The sequence below is a fragment of the Streptomyces sp. NBC_00876 genome, from assembly GCF_045207435.1.
Taxonomy (GTDB): domain Bacteria; phylum Actinomycetota; class Actinomycetes; order Streptomycetales; family Streptomycetaceae; genus Streptomyces.
On sequence record NZ_CP108800.1, the window covers coordinates 3,186,926 to 3,205,042 of the forward strand.

Below are 18,117 nucleotides of genomic sequence, written 5' to 3' on the forward strand. Positions count from 1 at the left end.
CCGCACCCGGACCTCAGTCGTCCAGGACCGACAGGTCCTGCGCCGCAGCGGGCACCTCGACCGTTCCCTCGTCGTCCGGCAGCGTCTGCACCGTGAACATCGGGATGCCGTCCAGCGGAACCGTGAGCGTGCGGGCGGCGTGTACGGGGCCGCCCGCCTGCGTCTCGATGGTCAGCGCGTACGTGCCCTTGAGACCGTCGGGTACGGGCGGGGTGACCGCGACGGTCGTACCGGCGGCCACCTTGTACGTCTTGCTGACCGGGGTCCCGCCCTTGCTGCCCGCGGACGCCGTGACCTTCACCGTGCCGGCGGCGCCGGGAGCGGTGAGCGAGAGGACCGAGCCCTTCGCCCGGTTGTCGGCCGCGGTCGCCTGCGCGCCCACCGGGCCGGTCGCCGGGATGTAGCCGGCCTCCTGCCGGTCGCCCTTGCCGCGGACCACCCGCAGCGCGGCCACCACCGGGGTGGCTTTCCCGGCCTCCTCGGGGACCAGCATCAGCGAGCCCGCTTCGCCCCGGGTGAGGTCCTTCAGGTCGATTCCGGCGGTCATCCGTGACTTGACGTGGAGGTCCTCGTGCCCTGCCGGTGAGATCGCACCCGACTTCCCGAGCAGCTTCAGCTTCAGATCGGCGTCGTCCTCGCCGGGGGCGAAGGCCACCAGCCGGACCGAGGTCGCGTCGGCCGGGATGCCGGGCATGACCAGGGTGCCCGCCGGACCGGCGGAGGCGGTGAGCCAGTCGCTGCCGGTCTTGCTGTCCGCGGTCCTGACGACCGCGCCGACCCGTCCGGTACGGGTGGTGACGTGGACGGTCACGTCCTCGGCCGCCTTGCTGGTCAGGGTCGAGATCAGGACGCGGACACCGGACCTGGGCGGGACCGTGATGCCTTCGCCCACGTCGGACTTGAGCGTGCCGTCCGGACCGTACAGCTCGATGTCGGCGAGGGCCGCGGAGTCGTCCGGGTTGGTGAGGTGGACGTAGTCCTGGCGGGACTTCGAGGTGCTCGCGGCCGGGAACCAGAACTCGGTGTCGGGTGCGGTGCAGCCGACACCGAGGAGCCCGCGGGCGTCACCCGCCTCGATGGTGGTGGTCTGCTGGGCGGTCCAGCCGGGGGCCAGCCGGCCGGTGGCGATGCCCACGAGAGCGGGGGCGTCCGAGCCGGACACCTCGGCGGTGGCCGGCTTGCCGGGCTCCTTGACGGAGACCAACGGCTTGTCCGGGTCCGCCGTCTTGGCCTTCTTGCCCTTGCTCTTCTCCTTGTCCTTCTCGTCCTTCGCTTCCTTCTCGTCGTCCCCCGCGGCCGTGGACGACCGGAGCTCGGCCGTACCGGCCTCGCCTCCGGCCTTCGCCGCCGGGGTGAAGGAGGTGTACGTCGTCTCCGCGAGATCCGAGAGACCGGGCGCCGGGCAGAGCAGGGTGGACCGCTCCACGGGCAGCCGCTCGGCCGCCTTCGCCTGCGTCGTGCCCCCGTCGCCCGGCGCGGTGACCGCGGCGAATCCGGTGACGGCGGCGAGGGCGACGGCCCCGGCGATGAGGGACAGGCTGGTGGACTTCACTCGGACTCGCCTCGCGATGCGTTACCGGTCGGCCACGGGTTCTGGCCCGGGGCGGGGTTCTCGTCGGGGTTCTGCGGGTCGTACGCGCGCTGGTCGCCGTACTGCCCGGCGTCGTAACGGCCGGGGTCGTAGGGCGCGTTGCCGTACTGGCCGCTCGGGTCGTTGGTGTAGGTGCTCTGGCCGTTCTGCGTGTACGGGCCCTGGTCGTTCTGCGCGTACGGGCCCTGATCGTTCTGCGTGTACTCGCCCCGGTCGTTCTGCGTGTACTCGCCCTGCTGCTGCGGATAGCCGTACGCGTCGTAGGCGCCGGAGCCGTCCGGCTGCTGCTGCCCGGGCGCGTACTGGCCCTCCTGGTACTGCCCGTCCTGATACTGCGGGTAGCCGGCGCCCTGGTACTGCGGGGCGTCCCAGGTGCCGTACTGCTGCTGCGGCACCGCCGCGTACTGACCGGTGTCGCCCTCCGCGTACTGGCCCGTGTCGCCGTCCGCCTGCTGGGGAACGAAGACGTCCTGGCCGTCGGCGGCGGTGTACGGCTCCTGCCCGGCGGGCTGCTGGGCGCCCGGCTGAGCCGGTGCGTACTGCGGCGCCTCCCCGGCGTCGAGGCCCTCGGTTCCGTCGTCCTCGCCCTCGCCCTCCGCCAGGGCGGCCGCGCGCAGTCTGCGTGCCCGGCGCCCTTCGCCGGCGACCGGCTCGGCGGTGACCGCGACGGCCTCCTCGGGCAGGTCGTCGTCGATCTCCCGGCGCCGGCCCGGCAGGGCCAGGACCAGCAGGACCACGGCGAACGCGGCCTGGGCCCAGATCCACGCGGAGTGGGTGAGGGGCGTCTCGTACGTGAGGTCCAGCTTGCCGCCCTCGGTGGGGAGCTCGAAGCCCTGGGCCCAGCCGTCGACGGTCTTGCGGGTCAGCGCCTGTCCGTCGAGCGTGGCCTGCCAGCCGGGGTCGGCGGCATCGGCGATCCGCAGCACGCGGCCCGCGCCGCCCTTCGGGATCGTGGTGTGCGCTTCGACGGGGGCGGACCCCACCGGGAGCTGCTCGCCGGCGGCGTCGGCCGGGACGATCATGATCCGGGCGACCTGGCGGTCCACCTGCCAGAGCGCGCTGCCGTCCAGCTGGCTGAGGCGCCTGAGGCCGGGGGTCGCGTCGAGGACCCGGCTCATCTTCTTCGGCGCCCCGTCCCGTACGAGGACGTATCGGATCGCGAAGCCGCGGAGCTGGCTGCCCTGGTCGGCGCCGGAGCCCGCGACCAGGTTGGCGACGACCTTGTCGAGGTGGCTGTTGCCGCCACCGGCCGCGGCCAGTTCGGCGTCACCCAGCCGCGCACCGGAGCCGCGGACCAGGGTGTAGGCGACGGAGGAGGGCGAGGTACCGCCGAGCACCAGGGTGCGCAGCTGGTCCCGGTTGCGGCTCTCCTCGGCGACGAACGCGGGCACCTGAACCGGGTCGCGGCGCTCCAGCGGACCCGCTGCGCCGCCGATCATCCAGCCGGCGGCCGCCAGCACGGGGGCCACGCCCGCCGCCAGCGCGATCAGGACGGCGACCGGCTGGCGCCAGCCGAAGCTGAGCTCGGCGACGCGGATCCGGGCACCGTCCGCGCCGACCAGTGCGGCCGCGATGAGCGCGGCGCCGTAGGCGAGGGTGGCGGGTCCCGCCCAGCCCGAGCCGTTGGCGATCCCGGCGAAGGCCAGGGACACCAGCGCCGCGGCCCAGGCGGTCCGGACGGCGAACTGCCGCTCCCCGCGCAGCAGCGCGGCCAGCGCCGCGAACACGATGCCGAGGAGCAGGACGCCGCCCGCCGCCTTGGGGCCACCGGGGCTGATCCCCAGCAGGTCCAGTGCGGAGGCCGAGCCCGTACCGCTCTCCAGTCCCGCTTCCTCCAGGAAGGACGAGGGGCTGGACAGGAGTGAGAGCGACCAGGGCGCGAGGACCAGCAGCGGGGTGCCGACGGCGGCGAGGAAGCGGAGCCCGTAGGCCGTGATGTCGTTGCGGCGCAGGGCCAGGACGCCGAGGCCGAGGACCACGGCGAGCGGCCAGACGATGGGGGTGAACGCCATCGCGAGGGTGAGCAGCAGGGCGTACGCCCAGGTGGCGCGCCAGCTGCCGCGATTGTCGCCGCTGCCGCGCATGCCGTGAGCGGAGACGGCCGCACGCGCGATCAGCGGGAGCAGCACGGCCAGCACGGCGGTGCCGAGACGGCCGGTCGCCAGGGCGCCGGTCGCGGCGGGCAGGAAGGCGTACGCGATGCTCGCCCAGGCCCGCAGGAGCCGCGAGGGGAGCAGCGGCCGGGAGACGAAGTAGGCGGTGAGTCCGGCGAGCGGGACCGAGCAGACGAGCAGCAGGGTGAGCGCGAAGCCGGTGGAGCCGAGGAACAGCGCGGACAGGGCCGAGAGCACGGCCAGGTAGGGCGGTGCGGTCTGGGTGCCGCCGGTGCCGACGGTGTGCCAGCCGTCCGCGTAGCGGCCCCACAGGTCGGATACGTCGCCGGGTGCGGGCAGCAGGGCGCCGCCGGCCAGGGCGCCGCCGCCGAGGAGGCCGCGGCAGGCGACGAGGGAGACCAGGAGCAGGACGGCGAAGAGCACCGGGCCCGGCTTGCGCCCGACGCGCTTCAGCTTGGCGAACTGGTCGATCTCCAGGAAGTCGGCGTCGTCGCCGCCGGGCCCGGACTCGACGGCGCCGTGCCGCGAGCCGCTGGACTCGGGCTCCGAACCGCCGCCGAAGTTCCCGGCGACCTGCTCGACGGTCGCCCGGACGGTGGCGCCGGGCGCCGGGAAGAGCCCGCGCAGCTCGGCCGGGTCGACGGCTCCCTTGCCGCGTCTGCGCCGGGCCGAGAGGATCCGCCCGGGGCGCAGCACGGTGCCCAGGAACCCGGCGACCTCGTCGAGCGCCTGGCCGGGCACCTTGCCGACGAGATAGGCGAGCGTACGCAGCAGCGTGCCGAGCACCAGCCGGAGCAGGACCCAGGGCAGCTGCTTGCCGCGGGCGTTGACGAGCATCGTGTAGACGGCGCCGGCCTTGTCGACGCGGTGCGGGCTGGATACCGAACGGCCGGCGCAGTCGATGGGGCGGCGCTCGCGGGCGGACGCCTCCGCGTGCCGCAGGACGGCGTCGGGGGCGACCAGCACACGGTGCCCGGCCATGTGGGCGCGCCAGCACAGATCGACGTCGTCACGCATCAGGGGCAGCCTGCGGTCGAAGCCGCCGAGCTCCTCCCAGACGTCCCGGCGGATCAGCATGCCCGCGGTGGAGACGGACAGGACGGTACGGACCTGGTCGTGCTGGCCCTGGTCTTGCTCGCGGCGGTCGAGGCCGGTCCAGCGGCGTCCGCTGTTGGCGATCGAGACGCCGACCTCGAGGAGCTGCCGGCGGTCGTACCAGCCACGGAGCTTGGGGCCGACGATCGCGGCGTGCTGGTCGTTGTCGACGACGCGCAGCATCTCGGCGAGCGCGTCGGGTTCGGGCGCGCAGTCGTCGTGGAGCAGCCAGAGCCACTGCACCGGTTCGCCGTGCGGGAGCTCGGGCAGGTCGTAGGCGTCGTCGCGCCAGGATCTGGTGACCGGGTCCCAGCCGCTGGGACGCTTCAGGTAGGGCAGGTCGTCCGGGGTCAGGACACCGGCCGTGCGGCTCGCCTCGTCGACGGCGGTGCCGAAGCTCGTACGCCGCGCGAGGTGCAGGACGCGGTCGGCGCCGAGTGCCTCGGTGACCAGTCGCGCGGAGTCGTCGGCGCTGCCGGTGTCGGCGGCTACGACGTTCTGTACGGGGCGTTCCTGCCCGAGCAGCCCGGCGAGCGCGTCGGGCAGCCAGCGTGCGCCGTCGTGGGAGACGAGCACGGCGGTGACGACATGCCGGGGGAACTCTGGGGCGGCGGCGGCCGCGTACGGCGCCGTCGATTGGCTGTGCACGGACATCGAGGTACGGGCCCTCCGGCCGGGTCCGGGGGATGTCCCCCCGGGGGCTGCATCGGTGTACACGCGCGCCCTGTCGGGTCGTTGGCGCGTCTCGGACGGGGCCCCACACTAACGGTACGGATAACCGGGGTGGCGCGGACCGGTTGAACGAGGGCGACGGCACAGCCACTGAGGGCGTCCGTGGCACGGTCCGGGTGAGCTGTCCGGGTACGGCGATGGCCCGCCGCCTGCGGGCAGGGTGCAGGCGGCGGGCCATGGACGGCCGGTCCGGGGAGAGGTCGGTTCCCCGGGGTCCGGCTCGTTGCGGCCGGTTCTTGCGGCCGGACGGTTCGAGCGGCCGGTTCTGGCGTGGCCGGACGGTTGGAGCGGCCGGTTCTGGCGTGGCCGAACGGTTCGAGCGGCCGGTTCTGGCGTGGCCGAACGGTTCGAGCGGCCGGAGCCTCCGGCCGGCTTCTGCCCTCTGCGGGCCGGTGGCTTCGTACGGGGCAGGTCAGGCCCCGCGGTCGCGCACCGGCGTTCCGTGGCGGCGGCGGGTCAGACCGCGGCCTTCTTCAGACGTCGCCGCTCCCGCTCGGAGAGACCGCCCCAGATACCGAAGCGTTCGTCGTTGGAAAGGGCGTACTCAAGGCATTCGGACCGGACTTCACAGGCGAGACAGACCTTCTTTGCCTCGCGGGTGGATCCGCCCTTCTCGGGGAAGAAGGACTCGGGATCGGTCTGGGCGCACAGTGCGCGCTCCTGCCAGCCGAGTTCCTCGTCCGCGTCCTCGACCAGCAGTTGCTGGAACAGCTCGGTCATGTGCGCCCCTCGTCTGTCTCTTGCGTCCCCGTGATGCGGCCGTCATCGAATCGGCCGAACGACACGAGTGAAATTACAAGTGTGTAGCTTCGGGCCAGTCAAGCGCAGATCTGCTATCGGGCCCGGGATTCACTCTGCGGAACCAAGCGTATGCGTAAAGTGTTCAAATCGTCAAAAACCTGACATATGCCATAGGCTCCACCGCGCCCTCGCCGGCTACGAGGAAGAACTCCCGAGGACGCGAAGACGTTGCGATTCAGCCACCGAAGCGACCAAGATCACATTCAGGTCACAGGGCCTCACCCGTGTTTGCCGGTGCGGTTGTTGCGCCACATCTCCGCCGCGGGAACCGCATAAACCTTTCTCCGGGCGATGTAACCGGATGAGGTGAAACATTACCCCCAAATCGGTCATTGGGTTGACAGTCAGACGTCCACCGGTTCTCCTTGATGTCATGCCAGTGACCTCAGCGATGCACGTCACCCACATCCGTGGGTTCCGTAGCGCTGTTCAGGCTCGCTGTTGCTGTTCCAGCTGTCTCAGCTGTTGAAGCCCTCGCGCTCCAGCCCGACACAGCTCATCCCGGACCTCCGGACCCTCCCCACACGCGGCCTCCCGGCCCTGCGGTCACCCGGTCCCCGGTTCTTGCGACACCCCTGCACCCGCGCTGCACCCGCACCCCTGCTGAGGAACCACCGCACCCATGAACAGCGACAGCGACCTCCAGATCGCCGGCGACCTCCTCGAGGTCCAGCACCTCCTGCGCCCCGCCCGCGAGCACCCCACGACGGTGGCGGAATTCGTCGGGCTCGCCCGCACCATCGCCGCCGACCGCGCCCAGTGGGCTCCGCTCGTCCAGTACGACGCCACCACCCGCTGGTACCACCGGCTGCGCACCGGGCCTGGCTACGAGGTCTGGCTGCTCAGCTGGGTCCCCGGCCAGGGCAGCGGACTGCACGACCACGGCCTGTCCTGCGGCGTACTGACCGTGCTGGACGGCGAACTGACCGAGCGTACGGACCGCGGGAAGCGGACCCTGGGCACCGGCGCCCAGCGCGCCTTCGCCCCCGGCTACATCCACGACGTGGTCAACGACTCGCTCGAGCCCGCCGTCAGCCTGCACATCTACTACCCGGGCCTGACCGACATGCCGATGCACACCGCCCTGTGCGCCCCGGCCGTCGCCACCGCCTGACAGTCCCGCCGGGTACCGGGCCCCGTCCGTCAGCCCCACCCGTCTCCCGCCACCACCCCGACAAGGATCAGGCTTCGCCTGACAGACTGTTTGCATGCGCATTGTGGTTCTGGCCGGCGGTATCGGTGGTGCTCGTTTCCTGCGTGGCCTCAAGGAGGCCGCGCCCGACGCGGACATCACAGTCATCGGCAACACCGGTGACGACATCCATCTGTTCGGGCTCAAGGTCTGCCCCGACCTCGACACCGTGATGTACACCCTCGGCGGTGGCATCAACGAGGAGCAGGGCTGGGGCCGTACCGACGAGAGCTTCCACGTCAAGGAGGAGCTCGCGGCGTACGGCGTCGGCCCCGAGTGGTTCGGGCTCGGCGACCGTGACTTCGCCACCCATATCGTCCGTACGCAGATGCTCGGCGCGGGCTATCCGCTGAGCGCCGTCACCGAGGCGCTCTGTGCGCGCTGGAAGCCGGGGGTCCGGCTGCTGCCGATGTCCGACGACCGCGTCGAGACGCATGTGGCCGTCGACGTCGACGGCGAGAGCAAGGCCATTCACTTCCAGGAGTACTGGGTGAAGCTGCGCGCCTCCGTACCGGCGCAGGCGATCGTGCCCGTGGGCGCCGAGCAGGCGAAGCCGGCCCCCGGCGTCCTGGAGGCCATCGCCGGGGCCGACGTCATCCTCTTCCCGCCGTCCAACCCCGTCGTCTCCGTCGGAACCATCCTCGCCGTGCCCGGCATCCGGGAGGCCATCGCCGAGGCCGGGGTGCCGGTCGTCGGCCTCTCCCCCATCGTCGGTGACGCGCCGGTGCGCGGGATGGCGGACAAGGTGCTCGCCGCGGTGGGCGTCGAGACCACGGCCTCGGCGGTCGCCCGGCACTACGGCTCCGGGCTGCTCGACGGCTGGCTCGTCGACACCGTGGACGGCGGTGCGGTGGACGAGGTGGAGGCCGCGGGCATCCGCTGCCGCGCCGTACCGCTGATGATGACCGATGTCGCCACCACGGCCGAGATGGCACGGCAGGCGCTGGCGCTCGCCGAGGAGGTACGCGCATGAGCACCACCCCGGACCCCGCTCCCTCCTACCGGGTGTGGGCACTGCCCGGCATGCCCGAGGTACGGCCCGGGGACGACCTCGCGAAGCTGATCGCCGCCACCGAGCCCGGTCTCGTCGACGGTGACGTACTGCTCGTCACCTCGAAGATCGTCTCCAAGGCGGAGGGCCGGATCGTCGAGGCCGCCGACCGGGAGGCGGCCATCGACGCCGAGACGGTACGGGTGGTGGCGCGGCGCGGCACGCTGCGGATCGTCGAGAACCGGCAGGGCCTGGTCATGGCCGCGGCCGGGGTCGATGCCTCGAACACCCCGGCGGGAACGGTCCTGTTGCTGCCCGAGGACGCGGACGCCTCCGCGCGGACGATCAGGCAGGGGCTGCGGGACACGCTCGGCGTCGACGTCGGCGTCGTCGTCACGGACACCTTCGGGCGGCCGTGGCGCAACGGGCTGACCGATGTCGCGATCGGGGCGGCCGGGGTGCGGGTGCTGGACGACCTGCGGGGCGGCAGCGACGCGTACGGCAATCCGCTGAGCGCGACCGTGGTCGCCACCGCGGACGAGCTGGCCTCGGCCGGTGACCTGGTCAAGGGCAAGGCGGACGGGCTGCCGGTCGCGGTGGTCCGCGGGCTCGGCCATGTCCTGGACCCGGCCGACGCCGAGGGCGCCCGGCCGATGGTGCGGGTCGCGGCCGACGACATGTTCCGGCTGGGGACGTCCGAGGCGGTACGGGAAGCGGTGACCCAGCGGCGTACGGTGCGCGAGTTCACCGACGATCCGGTGGACCCGGGGGCGATCCGGCGTGCCGTGGCCGCCGCGGTGACGGCGCCGGCACCGCACCACACGACGCCTTGGCGGTTCGTCCTGCTGGAATCGGTGGAGTCGCGGACCCGGCTGCTGGACGCGATGCGGGACGCGTGGGTCGCGGATCTGCGGCGCGACGGCAAGAGCGAGGAGTCGGTCGCGCGACGGGTGAAGCGAGGCGATGTGCTGCGCCGGGCGCCGTATCTGGTGGTGCCGTGCCTGGTGATGGACGGCTCCCACACCTACGGGGACGAGCGGCGGGACGGCGCGGAGCGCGAGATGTTCGTGGTCGCCGCGGGTGCCGGGATCCAGAACTTCCTGGTGGCGCTGGCGGGCGAGCGGCTGGGGTCGGCGTGGGTGTCCTCGACGATGTTCTGCCGCGAGGTCGTGCGGGAGGTGCTGTCGTTGCCCGCGTCGTGGGATCCGTTGGGAGCGGTGGCCGTGGGGCGTGCGGCGGTGTCGCCTCCGGCGCGGGCCGGGCGCGATGCGGAGGGGTTCATCGCGGTGCGGTGAGGCCGTGCGGCGCGGTGCGGTGCGTGGGGTGGGTTTCGGGGCTCTGCCCCGGACCCCGGTCCTCAATCGCCGGACGGGCTTGATATTGCCCGGGCCGGACCTGCTTGATTTCGGCCGGCCCCGGTCCGTGTTCTACAGCCGGGCGATGTTGCCCGGTTGCATGCGGGGGGCGTGGCGGGGTGGGGTGTTGCCCGAGAGCATGATCAGGCGGGTGGCGCGGTGGCGCTGGCCCTCGTACGGGGCGAGCAGGGTCAGCATCTCCTCGTCGTCCGCGTTCCGGTTGCCGGCCAGGGCGTGGCCGACGATGCCGGGCAGGTGGAGGTCGCCGACCGTGACCGCGTCCGGCGCGCCGTTCGACCGCTGAAGGGTCTCGGCGGCCGTCCAGGGGCCGATGCCGGGGATCGCCTGGAGCCGGGCCATGGCGTCGGTCAGTTCCATGGTGGCCGCCTCCTCCATGCGACGGGCCACCCGGACCGCGCGCAGGATCGTCGCCGAGCGCTTGCTGTCCACGCCCGCCCGGTGCCACTCCCAGGACGGGATCAGGGACCAGGTGCGGGCGTCGGGCATGACGTAGAGGCCGTACTCCTGGGGGCCGGGCGCCGGCTCCCCGTACTTGCGCACCAGCAGCCGCCAGGCGCGGTACGCCTCGTCCGTGGTGACCTTCTGCTCCAGGACCGACGGGATCAGGGACTCCAGCACCAGGCCGGTGCGCAGCAGCCGCAGGCCGGGGCGGCGGTGGTGGGTCACGGCCAGCAGACGGTGGCGCGGGGTGAAGGCCTCCGGCTCGTCCGCCGCGCCCAGCAGCGTCGGCAGCTGGTCCAGCAGCCAGGACGCGCCGGGCCCCCAGGCCGCCGCCTCGATCCGCCCGTCGCGGGCGACGACATGGAGCGTGCCGGGGCCCTCGGGTGTGCGGCCGGCCCGGCGGACGGAGCCGTCGGCGGACATCCGGAACGTGGGGTCGGCGGGCCCGCGGCGCAGCGGGCCGAGCACGAGCCGCAGGTCGAGCGGGCCGGGCGGGGTCCAGTCGCGGGTCAGCGCCGCCGCCGCGGGCGTCGCCGCCTGGTGCGGGACGGCCGCGCGCGGGGCGTTGCGGGGAGCGAATCGTCCTGCCACGGGTGAGGTCCTCGGTAGTCGGGGCTGCCTGTCGAGGGTACGGCTGATTCCGGCCAGCCGGGCTGTCCTACGAGGGGCGGATCGCTCCGGTCATTCGTCCGAGGAGAACCGCACCGATGCGGCCGGCAGGTGCGCGCCGCACCAGATCCGGACGCCTTCACGCAGTTCGTTGTCGGCGCCGACCGTGGCTCCGTCGCCGACGACGGCGCCCGCGAGCACCGTACGGCTGCCGATTCTGGCGCCCGCTCCGACCAGGGAGTCCGTGATCACGGCGTCCTGTTCGACGACGGCGCCCGCCAGCACGGTGGAGCCCTCGATCCTGGCGCCCGCGCCGATGACGGCGTCGGCGCCGATGACCGTACCGCCCCAGAGTTTGGCGTCGGGGGCGACGGTGGCGGTCGGCAGGACGAGCTTGTCGCCGCACCGGCCGGGGACGGCCGGGGAGGGCGCGCGGCCCAGGACGAGGTCGGCGGAGCCGCGTACGAAGGCCTGCGGGGTGCCGAGATCCAGCCAGTACGTGGAGTCGACCATGCCCTGGAGGTGTGCGCCGTCGGCGAGCAGTCCGGGGAAGGTCTCGCGCTCCACGGAGACGGGGCGGCCCGCCGGAATGGTGTCGATGACCGATCTGCGGAAGATGTACGCGCCCGCGTTGATCTGGTCGGTGACGATCTCCTCGGGCGTCTGTGGCTTCTCCAGGAACGCGGTGACGCGGCCGCTGTCGTCCGTCGGCACGAGTCCGAAGGCGCGCGGGTCCTCGACCCGGGTCAGGTGGAGGGAGACGTCCGCCCCGGAGTCGGCGTGCGAGGTGACCAGTGCGCGGATGTCGAGGCCGGTGAGGATGTCGCCGTTGAAGATGAGGACCGGCTCGTCGGGGCCCGAGGTGAGCCGCTGCGCGACGTTGCGGATGGCGCCGCCGGTGCCGAGCGGTTCGCGTTCGGTGACGTACTCGATGTGGAGGCCGAGCGCCGAACCGTCACCGAAGTACGGCTCGAAGACCTCCGCCAGGTACGACGTCGCGAGGACGATGTGCTCGACGCCGGCGGCCCGGGCACGCGCCAACTGGTGCGTGAGGAAGGGGACGCCCGCTGCCGGAACCATGGGTTTCGGGGTGTGCACCGTGAGCGGGCGCAGCCGGGTTCCCTTGCCGCCGACCAGGAGAATCGCTTCTTTTGCCTCTGTCACAGCACTGTCTCTGCTTCCTGCTGGGGCCGGGCCTGGATCGGACAACGGTTTCTTCGGCTGGCCAGTGTATGCAGACCGGAGGCGGTGTCCTTCGGTCAGCAGCCCTCAGCAGGTCCCCGGCGCGTTGGGCGCCGGTGAACGGGCTCCTTCCGCGTCAGCGGCCCTGCAGCCGGGCCGAACTCGTCCTGGCCGTGCCGAGCTTCTTGTAGAGACGCGCTCCGGGGCATTCGGTTGCGAATCCGTCCCGGTGGCCGGAAATGACGTTGAGTTTGACCTTCTTGCCCTTCTTGTACTTGTTGCTTCCGCCCGATACCAGGGTCACCTTGCCCTTCGGATTGGCGCCGAAGAGGCCGAGCTTCCAGGCGGTGAGCTTGGCGACGGCGTTGACGGCCGCGGCGGGCGGGTTCGAGCTGCTGAAGGTGCCGAGCACGGCGATGCCCATGGTGTTGGTGTTGAAGCCGAGGGTGTGCGCGCCCATGACGGCCTTCGTCACGCCTCCGGCGCGGCCCTCGTAGATGTTTCCGCACTTGTCGACGGCGAAGTTGTAGCCGAGGTCGCGCCAGCCGTTGCTCTTGACGTGGTAGCGGTAGATGCCGCGCAGTACCGAGGGCGCCTGGGAGCACGTGTAGTTGTTGCCGGTGGCGCTGTGGTGGACGAAGGCCGCCTTGACGGTCTTCGTGTACGCGAAGGCGCGCTCGCGGATCTTCTCGTCGGCGCCCCAGCCCTTGCGGGTGACGATGCGCGGGCGGGGCCCGATGTACGGCTTGGCGCCGGGCGCGAAGCCGGCGGCCGCCTCGGTCGCGGAGCGGCTCAGGGCCGGGAGCGCACCAGGACCGGACAGGGCGAAGCGGTCGGCGCCCGCGGCGCCGGTGGAGGGGAGCTCCTGCGGGTCCTTGCCGGGGTCGACCAGTTCGAGGTGGAGCCCGGCGGGCAGGGGCACGGGGGCCGTCCCGGCGTCCGGGGCCTCGGGGCGGACCCGGACCTCGACGCCGTCGGAGGCACCGACCCAGAGCGGGGCGGTGCCTCCGCGGACGGCGCCCGATGCGCGTTCGGCGCTCCCGGGGTCGGCCCCGTGCTCGGCGTTGTGCGTCTGGAGGTCCTGCCAGCCGGACCAGCGGCCGGTGCCGGTGGCGCGGGTGCGGACCTGGGCGGTGCCGTGGAGTTCGGTGTCCACGTCGTCCCAGACGACGCCGACCATGGAGAACGGCTGGGCGTCGCGCTCGGGCAGCCCTTGTCCGGCGGCTGCCGCGGCGGGGGCGCCGGTGGCCCGTACGGAGGCGGAGGACAGCGGGTTCAGTGCCAGGGACTGCGTCGAACCGGGTACTTCGGCGGGTTCGGACGTCTCGGCGGGACCGGATCCCGCGGTGGCCGGGTGGGCGGGGGTGTCGGGGGCGGCGCCCGCGGGCGCGGCGAGCGGCAGTACGAGAGCTGCCGCGCAGGTGACACCAATGGAGGATGCAATGAAGGCACGCATACAGATGATCCTGGGCACAATCGGACCACTCCGGCGACCGGGGTTCCTCCCGGGAATTGACGGCCCGTCTGCCGAACCGGTGTACCCGGCACCCGCGGCACCCGGCCCCTTCCACCGCCGCCGCGTACCCTTCTGCGAATGAACGCCAGCGACCGCACCCCTGCCGACCTGCTGCGTTCCGCGCTTGCCGCGGACCCCGGCCGCCCCATGGTCACTTTCTACGACGACGCCACCGGAGAACGCGTCGAACTGTCGGTGGCCACCTTCGCCAATTGGGTGGCCAAGACCGCCAACCTGTTGCAGGGCGACCTCGCGGCGGAGCCCGGCGACCGGCTGGCGCTGCTGCTGCCCGCGCACTGGCAGTCCGCGGTCTGGCTGCTGGCCTGTGCCTCGGTCGGTGTCGTCGCCGATGTGCAGGGTGATCCGGCCGCCGCCGATCTCGTCGTCACCGGGCCGGACACGCTGGACGCCGCGCGGGCCTGTCGCGGTGAGCGGATCGCGCTGGCGCTGCGCCCGCTGGGCGGCAGGTTCCCGCAGGCGCCCGAGGGGTTCGCGGACTATGCCGTCGAGGTGCCGGGGCAGGGCGACCGGTTCGCCCCGTTCGCGCCGGTGGACCCGGACGCCCCGGCGCTGACGGTGGGCGGCGCGCAGTTCACGGCGGCGGAGCTGGTGGCCCGGGCCCGCGAGGACGGTGCCGCGCTCGGCCTGGGCGCTGGGGCGCGGCTGCTGTCGGGGCGTACGTACGACACCTGGGACGGCCTCAGCGCCGGGCTCTACGCGCCGCTGGCCACCGGGGGTTCGGTGGTCCTGTGCCGGCATCTCGGGCAGCTGGGCGAGGACGGGCTGGCCCAGCGCGTCGGGAGCGAGCGGGTCACCGTGACCGTGTGAGCGGTCGGGGCGCGCCGTGACCGTATGAACGAGCGGGTCGCTCCGGCCGTGCGACGGCCGGTCCGGGCCGTCTCCGCCCCCTGCCGGTGACGTCCGCACCCCGGGCGAGGCCGCAATATGACAAGCGGTTCGAGGGTCACCCGTCCGGCCCATCGTGGGCCGAGCCCTCCGGCCTGAACGTCAACTCCGGTACATGATCTGCGGTACAGACCACTCGAGGCACAACCAAGCGTGAGGTTCAGCCGTCTACTTCTGCGACCGGCGGCCCAGCGCGCTGCCGCATGTGAAGGATGGACGCAGACGTGACCGAAAGTGCCGGCACGCCGGCCGACCCCGACGACTCGGCCGCGGGCGAGGACCAGACGCCGGACGGGTCGCCCGGCGAGGAGCGCGACGAGACGCGTGCCCCGGGGAGCGATCAGGGGAACACCCCGGGCGGTGAGACGCGCAGCGGGTCCGGCAGCGGTCCGTCGCACGGGCCGCTGCCGGGAGGTGCCGCTCCGACCATCGACATCACCGTCAAGCACAAGCGTCACTGGCTGCGTTGGACCGCGCTCGGCGCCTCGTTCGTCGTGCTGGTCGCCGCGGGTGCCGGATGGTGGCTGTACAAGAAGCTCGACGGCAACATCAGGACGGACACCTCCGCGGCCGCCGAGCTCAAGGCGTACGAGAAGGAGCGGCCCGCGTCCGTCGTCCACAATGCGGAGAACATCCTGCTGATCGGCTCCGACAGCCGGGCCGGGGACAACCGCCGGTACGGCCGCGACGACGGCGGCAGCCAGCGCTCGGACACCACGATCCTGCTGCACCTGGCCGCGAACCGGAAAAGCGCCACGGCGATGTCGATCCCGCGGGATCTGATGGTGAACATCCCGGAGTGCCACAAGCCGGACAAGACTGCTAGTAAGCCGCAATTCGCCCAGTTCAACTGGGCCTTCGAGCTCGGTGGAACCGCCTGCACCATCCGTACCGTCGAGAAGATGACAGGCATCCGCGTCGACCACAACATGGTCGTCGACTTCAACGGCTTCAAGGACATGGTCGACGCCGTGGACGGTGTCGAGATCTGCCTCAAGGAGCCGATCGATGACAGCGCCGCACATCTCAAGCTCCCGGCGGGCCGCCAGAAGCTCGACGGCGAGCAGGCGCTGGGGTACGTACGGGCCCGCAAGTCGATCGGTGACGGCAGCGACACCGAGCGGATGGACCGCCAGCAGCAGTTCCTGGGCGCACTGGTGAACAAGGTCCAGAGCAACGGCGTCCTGCTCAATCCCACCCGGCTCTACCCGGTGCTGGACGCGGCCACGAAGGCGCTGACCACCGACCCCGGGCTGGACAGCCTCAAGGACCTCTACGAGCTGGTGCGGGGCATGCGCAACGTACCGACCGACAAGGTGCAGTTCCTGACCGTCCCCCGGCAGCCGTACGCCGCCAACCGGAACCGGGACGAACTGGTACAGCCCGACGCGGACAAGCTCTTCAAGCAGTTGCGCGACGACAAGCCGGTCGCGGTCGTACCGGCGGATCAGCTGAAGGCCGGCGACGGAAAGAGCGCCGACGTCACCGACACCTCGGGACCGACGCCCACACCCACGTATTCGGGGAACAACGCGGCGACTGACCTGTGCAAGCAGTAAAGCAATGGCCAAGCAGACATCACCGTTCGGCGTGCAATGGGAAGAATGCCCGGTTGTAAGGGCCGTGGAATGTGTCACGCCCGTCGCTCGACGCCGAACTGGACGGATAGTGTGACGCGATCCGGTGCTCCCGGCCATCCGGCCGTGCACTTCCGGAGCGAAAGACTGAGCGCCTTATCGGGGGAGGCGCCTCGCGTGGCACCGACGGAGGACTCAAGCAACCGTGGATGCACAAGGCCGTGGGCGGGCGGACGACATCGACCCCGCAGACCAGTGGGTTCTCAACCCGGACACCGGCGACTACGAACTGCGACTGAATCAATCCGGAGGGGATTCGGGCAGAGCGTCGGGCCGTTCGGCTCCGCGGGGTTCCGGTCGCAGAGGCGCAGCCCGTGAGGGCGGCGGCGAGCGTCCCGGCGCGGCGGGCGAGGGTTCGCGCCGCGGCCGTGAGGTGCCGCGGCAGGGCGGTCGCCGTTCGGCCTCCGGTCCGCGCGGCAAAGAGGCTCCGGCTGCCGCCGAGAACAGCACGGGCCGGCGCAAGCGCAAGGCCCCCAAGGCCCGCCGCAAGAAGGCGCTGCTCTGGACGGGCGGCGTGATGGCCTTCCTGCTCGTCGGCGTCTCGGTCGGCGGATACGCGCTGTACCAGCACTTCAACGGCAACCTGAACACCGTGGACATCGGCGACCGCGGCAACAAGGACGTCATCACGGCCAACGCGCCCATGAACATATTGATCATCGGTACGGACAAGCGGACCGGTAAGGGCAACGAGGGCTACGGCGACAAGGGCAGTGTCGGCCACGCGGACACGAACATCCTGTTCCACGTGTCCAAGGACCGCACCAACGCCACGGCGGTGTCCATCCCCCGCGACCTCATGACCGACATCCCGGAGTGCAGGAGCAAGCAGCCGGACGGCTCGGAGAAGACGATCCCGGGCACCGACTACGTCCGGTTCAACACCAGCCTCGGCCAGGACGGCCGCGACCCCGGCTGCACGATGGACACCGTCAAGAAGCTCACCGGTCTGACGGTCGACCACTTCATGATGGTCGACTTCAACGCGGTCAAGACGCTGTCCACGGCGGTCGGCGGCGTCAAGATCTGCCTGGCGCACGCGGTCAAGGACGAGAAGTCGCACCTGGACCTGCCGGCGGGCCCGAGCACCATCGAGGGCGAGCAGGCGCTGGCGTTCGTACGGACCCGGCACGCCTACGCGAACGGGAGCGACCTCGACCGGATCAAGGGCCAGCAGCAGTTCATCGGCTCGATGATCCGGCAGATGAAGTCGGACGACACGCTGACGAGCCCGACGAAGCTCTACAAGCTGGCGGACTCGGCGACCAAGGCGCTGACGGTCGACTCCGCCATCGGCTCGGTGCCGAAGCTGACCTCGCTCGCCAAGGAACTCACCAAGATCGACACGAAGAACATCACGTTCGTCACGCTGCCGGTGATAGACAACCCGGCCGAGCCGACACCGATCACGGTGGTCGTGGACCCGGTGAAGGCTCCTCAGCTGCTCTCGATGATGCAGGACGACACCTCGCTGACCGAGGTGGCCGCACAGAAGAAGGCCGCCAAGAGCAAGCAGGACGCCCTCCTCAAGGGCACCAAGGCGGCCGCGGCCGACGTACGCGTCGATGTCTACAACGGCGGCGACCTGGGCGGCGCGGCTCAGCAGACCGTGACCTGGCTCCAGAACGACAAGGGCGTCCCGAAGTCCACGAACAAGGCCAACGCCCCGGAGAAGGCCGCCAGGACGACGCTCGAGTACGCGCCGAACCAGGCGGACCAGGCACGGGCGCTCGCCGCGATGATGGGGCTGCCCGGATCGGCCCTCAAGAAGGGCACCACCGACGCCGAAGGTCTCCAGGCGATGGTGCTGACGCTGGGCAGGGACTTCAAGGGCGCGGGCACGCCCATCACCGGGCCGGCGAAGATCGACATTCCGAAGGCCAGTGCCGACAAGGCAGAGTGCGCCAAGTGACACCGGGTCACTGCGCGATACC

The 18,117-nt window shown here is 71.8% G+C and carries 12 protein-coding genes; 6 read left to right on the plus strand and 6 right to left on the minus strand.

The genetic code is table 11. The features are described from left to right. Positions 1–13: 13 nt before the first annotated feature. The 3 genes from OG782_RS13905 to OG782_RS13915 all read right to left on the minus strand — a co-directional run bounded on the left by OG782_RS13905 (position 14) and on the right by OG782_RS13915 (position 6,252). Positions 14–1,552 carry a DUF5719 family protein gene (locus OG782_RS13905; RefSeq protein ID WP_406450765.1) on the minus strand — a complete coding sequence of 513 codons (1,539 nt, stop codon included), beginning with the start codon at positions 1,550–1,552 and terminating at the stop codon, positions 14–16. Continuing rightward, on the minus strand, positions 1,549–5,454 hold the full coding sequence (locus OG782_RS13910; protein WP_406450767.1) for a glycosyltransferase: 3,906 nt from the start codon (positions 5,452–5,454) through the stop codon (positions 1,549–1,551). The genes OG782_RS13905 and OG782_RS13910 overlap by 4 nt, the downstream gene beginning before the upstream one ends. Before the next feature lie 534 nt (positions 5,455–5,988). Continuing rightward, positions 5,989–6,252: a WhiB family transcriptional regulator gene (locus OG782_RS13915; RefSeq protein WP_030927001.1), complete on the minus strand. Its 264-nt coding sequence runs from the start codon at positions 6,250–6,252 to the stop codon at positions 5,989–5,991. A 703-nt stretch (positions 6,253–6,955) separates the two neighbouring features. On the opposite strand from OG782_RS13915, the gene OG782_RS13920 reads away from it, so the two are divergent. The 3 genes from OG782_RS13920 to OG782_RS13930 all read left to right on the plus strand — a co-directional run bounded on the left by OG782_RS13920 (position 6,956) and on the right by OG782_RS13930 (position 9,811). Then, on the plus strand, positions 6,956–7,447 hold the full coding sequence (locus OG782_RS13920; RefSeq protein ID WP_406450769.1) for a cysteine dioxygenase: 492 nt from the start codon (positions 6,956–6,958) through the stop codon (positions 7,445–7,447). Positions 7,448–7,541: 94 nt separating this feature from the next. After that, complete coding sequence (gene cofD / locus OG782_RS13925) at positions 7,542–8,498, plus strand: 2-phospho-L-lactate transferase (protein WP_406450771.1); 957 nt, start codon at positions 7,542–7,544, stop codon at positions 8,496–8,498. Next, entirely contained in the window at positions 8,495–9,811 is a 1,317-nt protein-coding gene (locus OG782_RS13930) for a coenzyme F420-0:L-glutamate ligase (protein ID WP_406450773.1), read from the plus strand. Before cofD ends, OG782_RS13930 begins: the two co-directional genes overlap by 4 nt. A gap of 132 nt (positions 9,812–9,943) precedes the next feature. On the opposite strand, the gene OG782_RS13935 is transcribed toward OG782_RS13930, so the two are convergent. From OG782_RS13935 to OG782_RS13945, 3 genes are all read right to left on the minus strand, one after another. Further along, positions 9,944–10,924 (minus strand): DNA-3-methyladenine glycosylase family protein, encoded by a 981-nt coding sequence (locus OG782_RS13935; protein WP_406450775.1) that lies wholly within the window; start codon positions 10,922–10,924, stop codon positions 9,944–9,946. A 90-nt stretch (positions 10,925–11,014) separates the two neighbouring features. After that, positions 11,015–12,106, minus strand: coding sequence for a sugar phosphate nucleotidyltransferase (locus OG782_RS13940; protein ID WP_406450777.1), 1,092 nt, complete (start codon positions 12,104–12,106; stop codon positions 11,015–11,017). 154 nt (positions 12,107–12,260) lie between these two features. Beyond that, complete coding sequence (locus OG782_RS13945) at positions 12,261–13,580, minus strand: peptidoglycan recognition protein (protein WP_406450779.1); 1,320 nt, start codon at positions 13,578–13,580, stop codon at positions 12,261–12,263. A 138-nt stretch (positions 13,581–13,718) separates the two neighbouring features. Here OG782_RS13945 and OG782_RS13950 point away from each other — a divergent pair, with 138 nt between their 5' ends. The 3 genes from OG782_RS13950 to OG782_RS13960 all read left to right on the plus strand — a co-directional run bounded on the left by OG782_RS13950 (position 13,719) and on the right by OG782_RS13960 (position 18,095). Then, positions 13,719–14,468, plus strand: a complete 750-nt coding sequence (locus OG782_RS13950; protein ID WP_406450781.1) for a TIGR03089 family protein — start codon at positions 13,719–13,721, stop codon at positions 14,466–14,468. Positions 14,469–14,758: 290 nt separating this feature from the next. Beyond that, on the plus strand, positions 14,759–16,105 hold the full coding sequence (locus OG782_RS13955; RefSeq protein ID WP_406450783.1) for an LCP family protein: 1,347 nt from the start codon (positions 14,759–14,761) through the stop codon (positions 16,103–16,105). Positions 16,106–16,328: 223 nt separating this feature from the next. Then, positions 16,329–18,095, plus strand: coding sequence for an LCP family protein (locus tag OG782_RS13960; RefSeq protein ID WP_406450785.1), 1,767 nt, complete (start codon positions 16,329–16,331; stop codon positions 18,093–18,095). Positions 18,096–18,117: the final 22 nt, after the last annotated feature.

Bases quoted from the DNA above. Each gene is read 5' to 3' on its own strand.
- cofD (WP_406450771.1), top strand. From the start codon at position 7,542: ATGCGCATTGTGGTTCTGGCCGGCGGTATCGGTGGTGCTCGTTTCCTG.
- OG782_RS13950 (WP_406450781.1), top strand. From the start codon at position 13,719: ATGAACGCCAGCGACCGCACCCCTGCCGACCTGCTGCGTTCCGCGCTT.
- OG782_RS13930 (WP_406450773.1), top strand. From the start codon at position 8,495: ATGAGCACCACCCCGGACCCCGCTCCCTCCTACCGGGTGTGGGCACTG.
- OG782_RS13945 (WP_406450779.1), bottom strand. From the start codon at position 13,580: ATGCGTGCCTTCATTGCATCCTCCATTGGTGTCACCTGCGCGGCAGCT.
- OG782_RS13920 (WP_406450769.1), top strand. From the start codon at position 6,956: ATGAACAGCGACAGCGACCTCCAGATCGCCGGCGACCTCCTCGAGGTC.
- OG782_RS13910 (WP_406450767.1), bottom strand. From the start codon at position 5,454: ATGTCCGTGCACAGCCAATCGACGGCGCCGTACGCGGCCGCCGCCGCC.
- OG782_RS13915 (WP_030927001.1), bottom strand. From the start codon at position 6,252: ATGACCGAGCTGTTCCAGCAACTGCTGGTCGAGGACGCGGACGAGGAA.
- OG782_RS13955 (WP_406450783.1), top strand. From the start codon at position 14,759: ATGGACGCAGACGTGACCGAAAGTGCCGGCACGCCGGCCGACCCCGAC.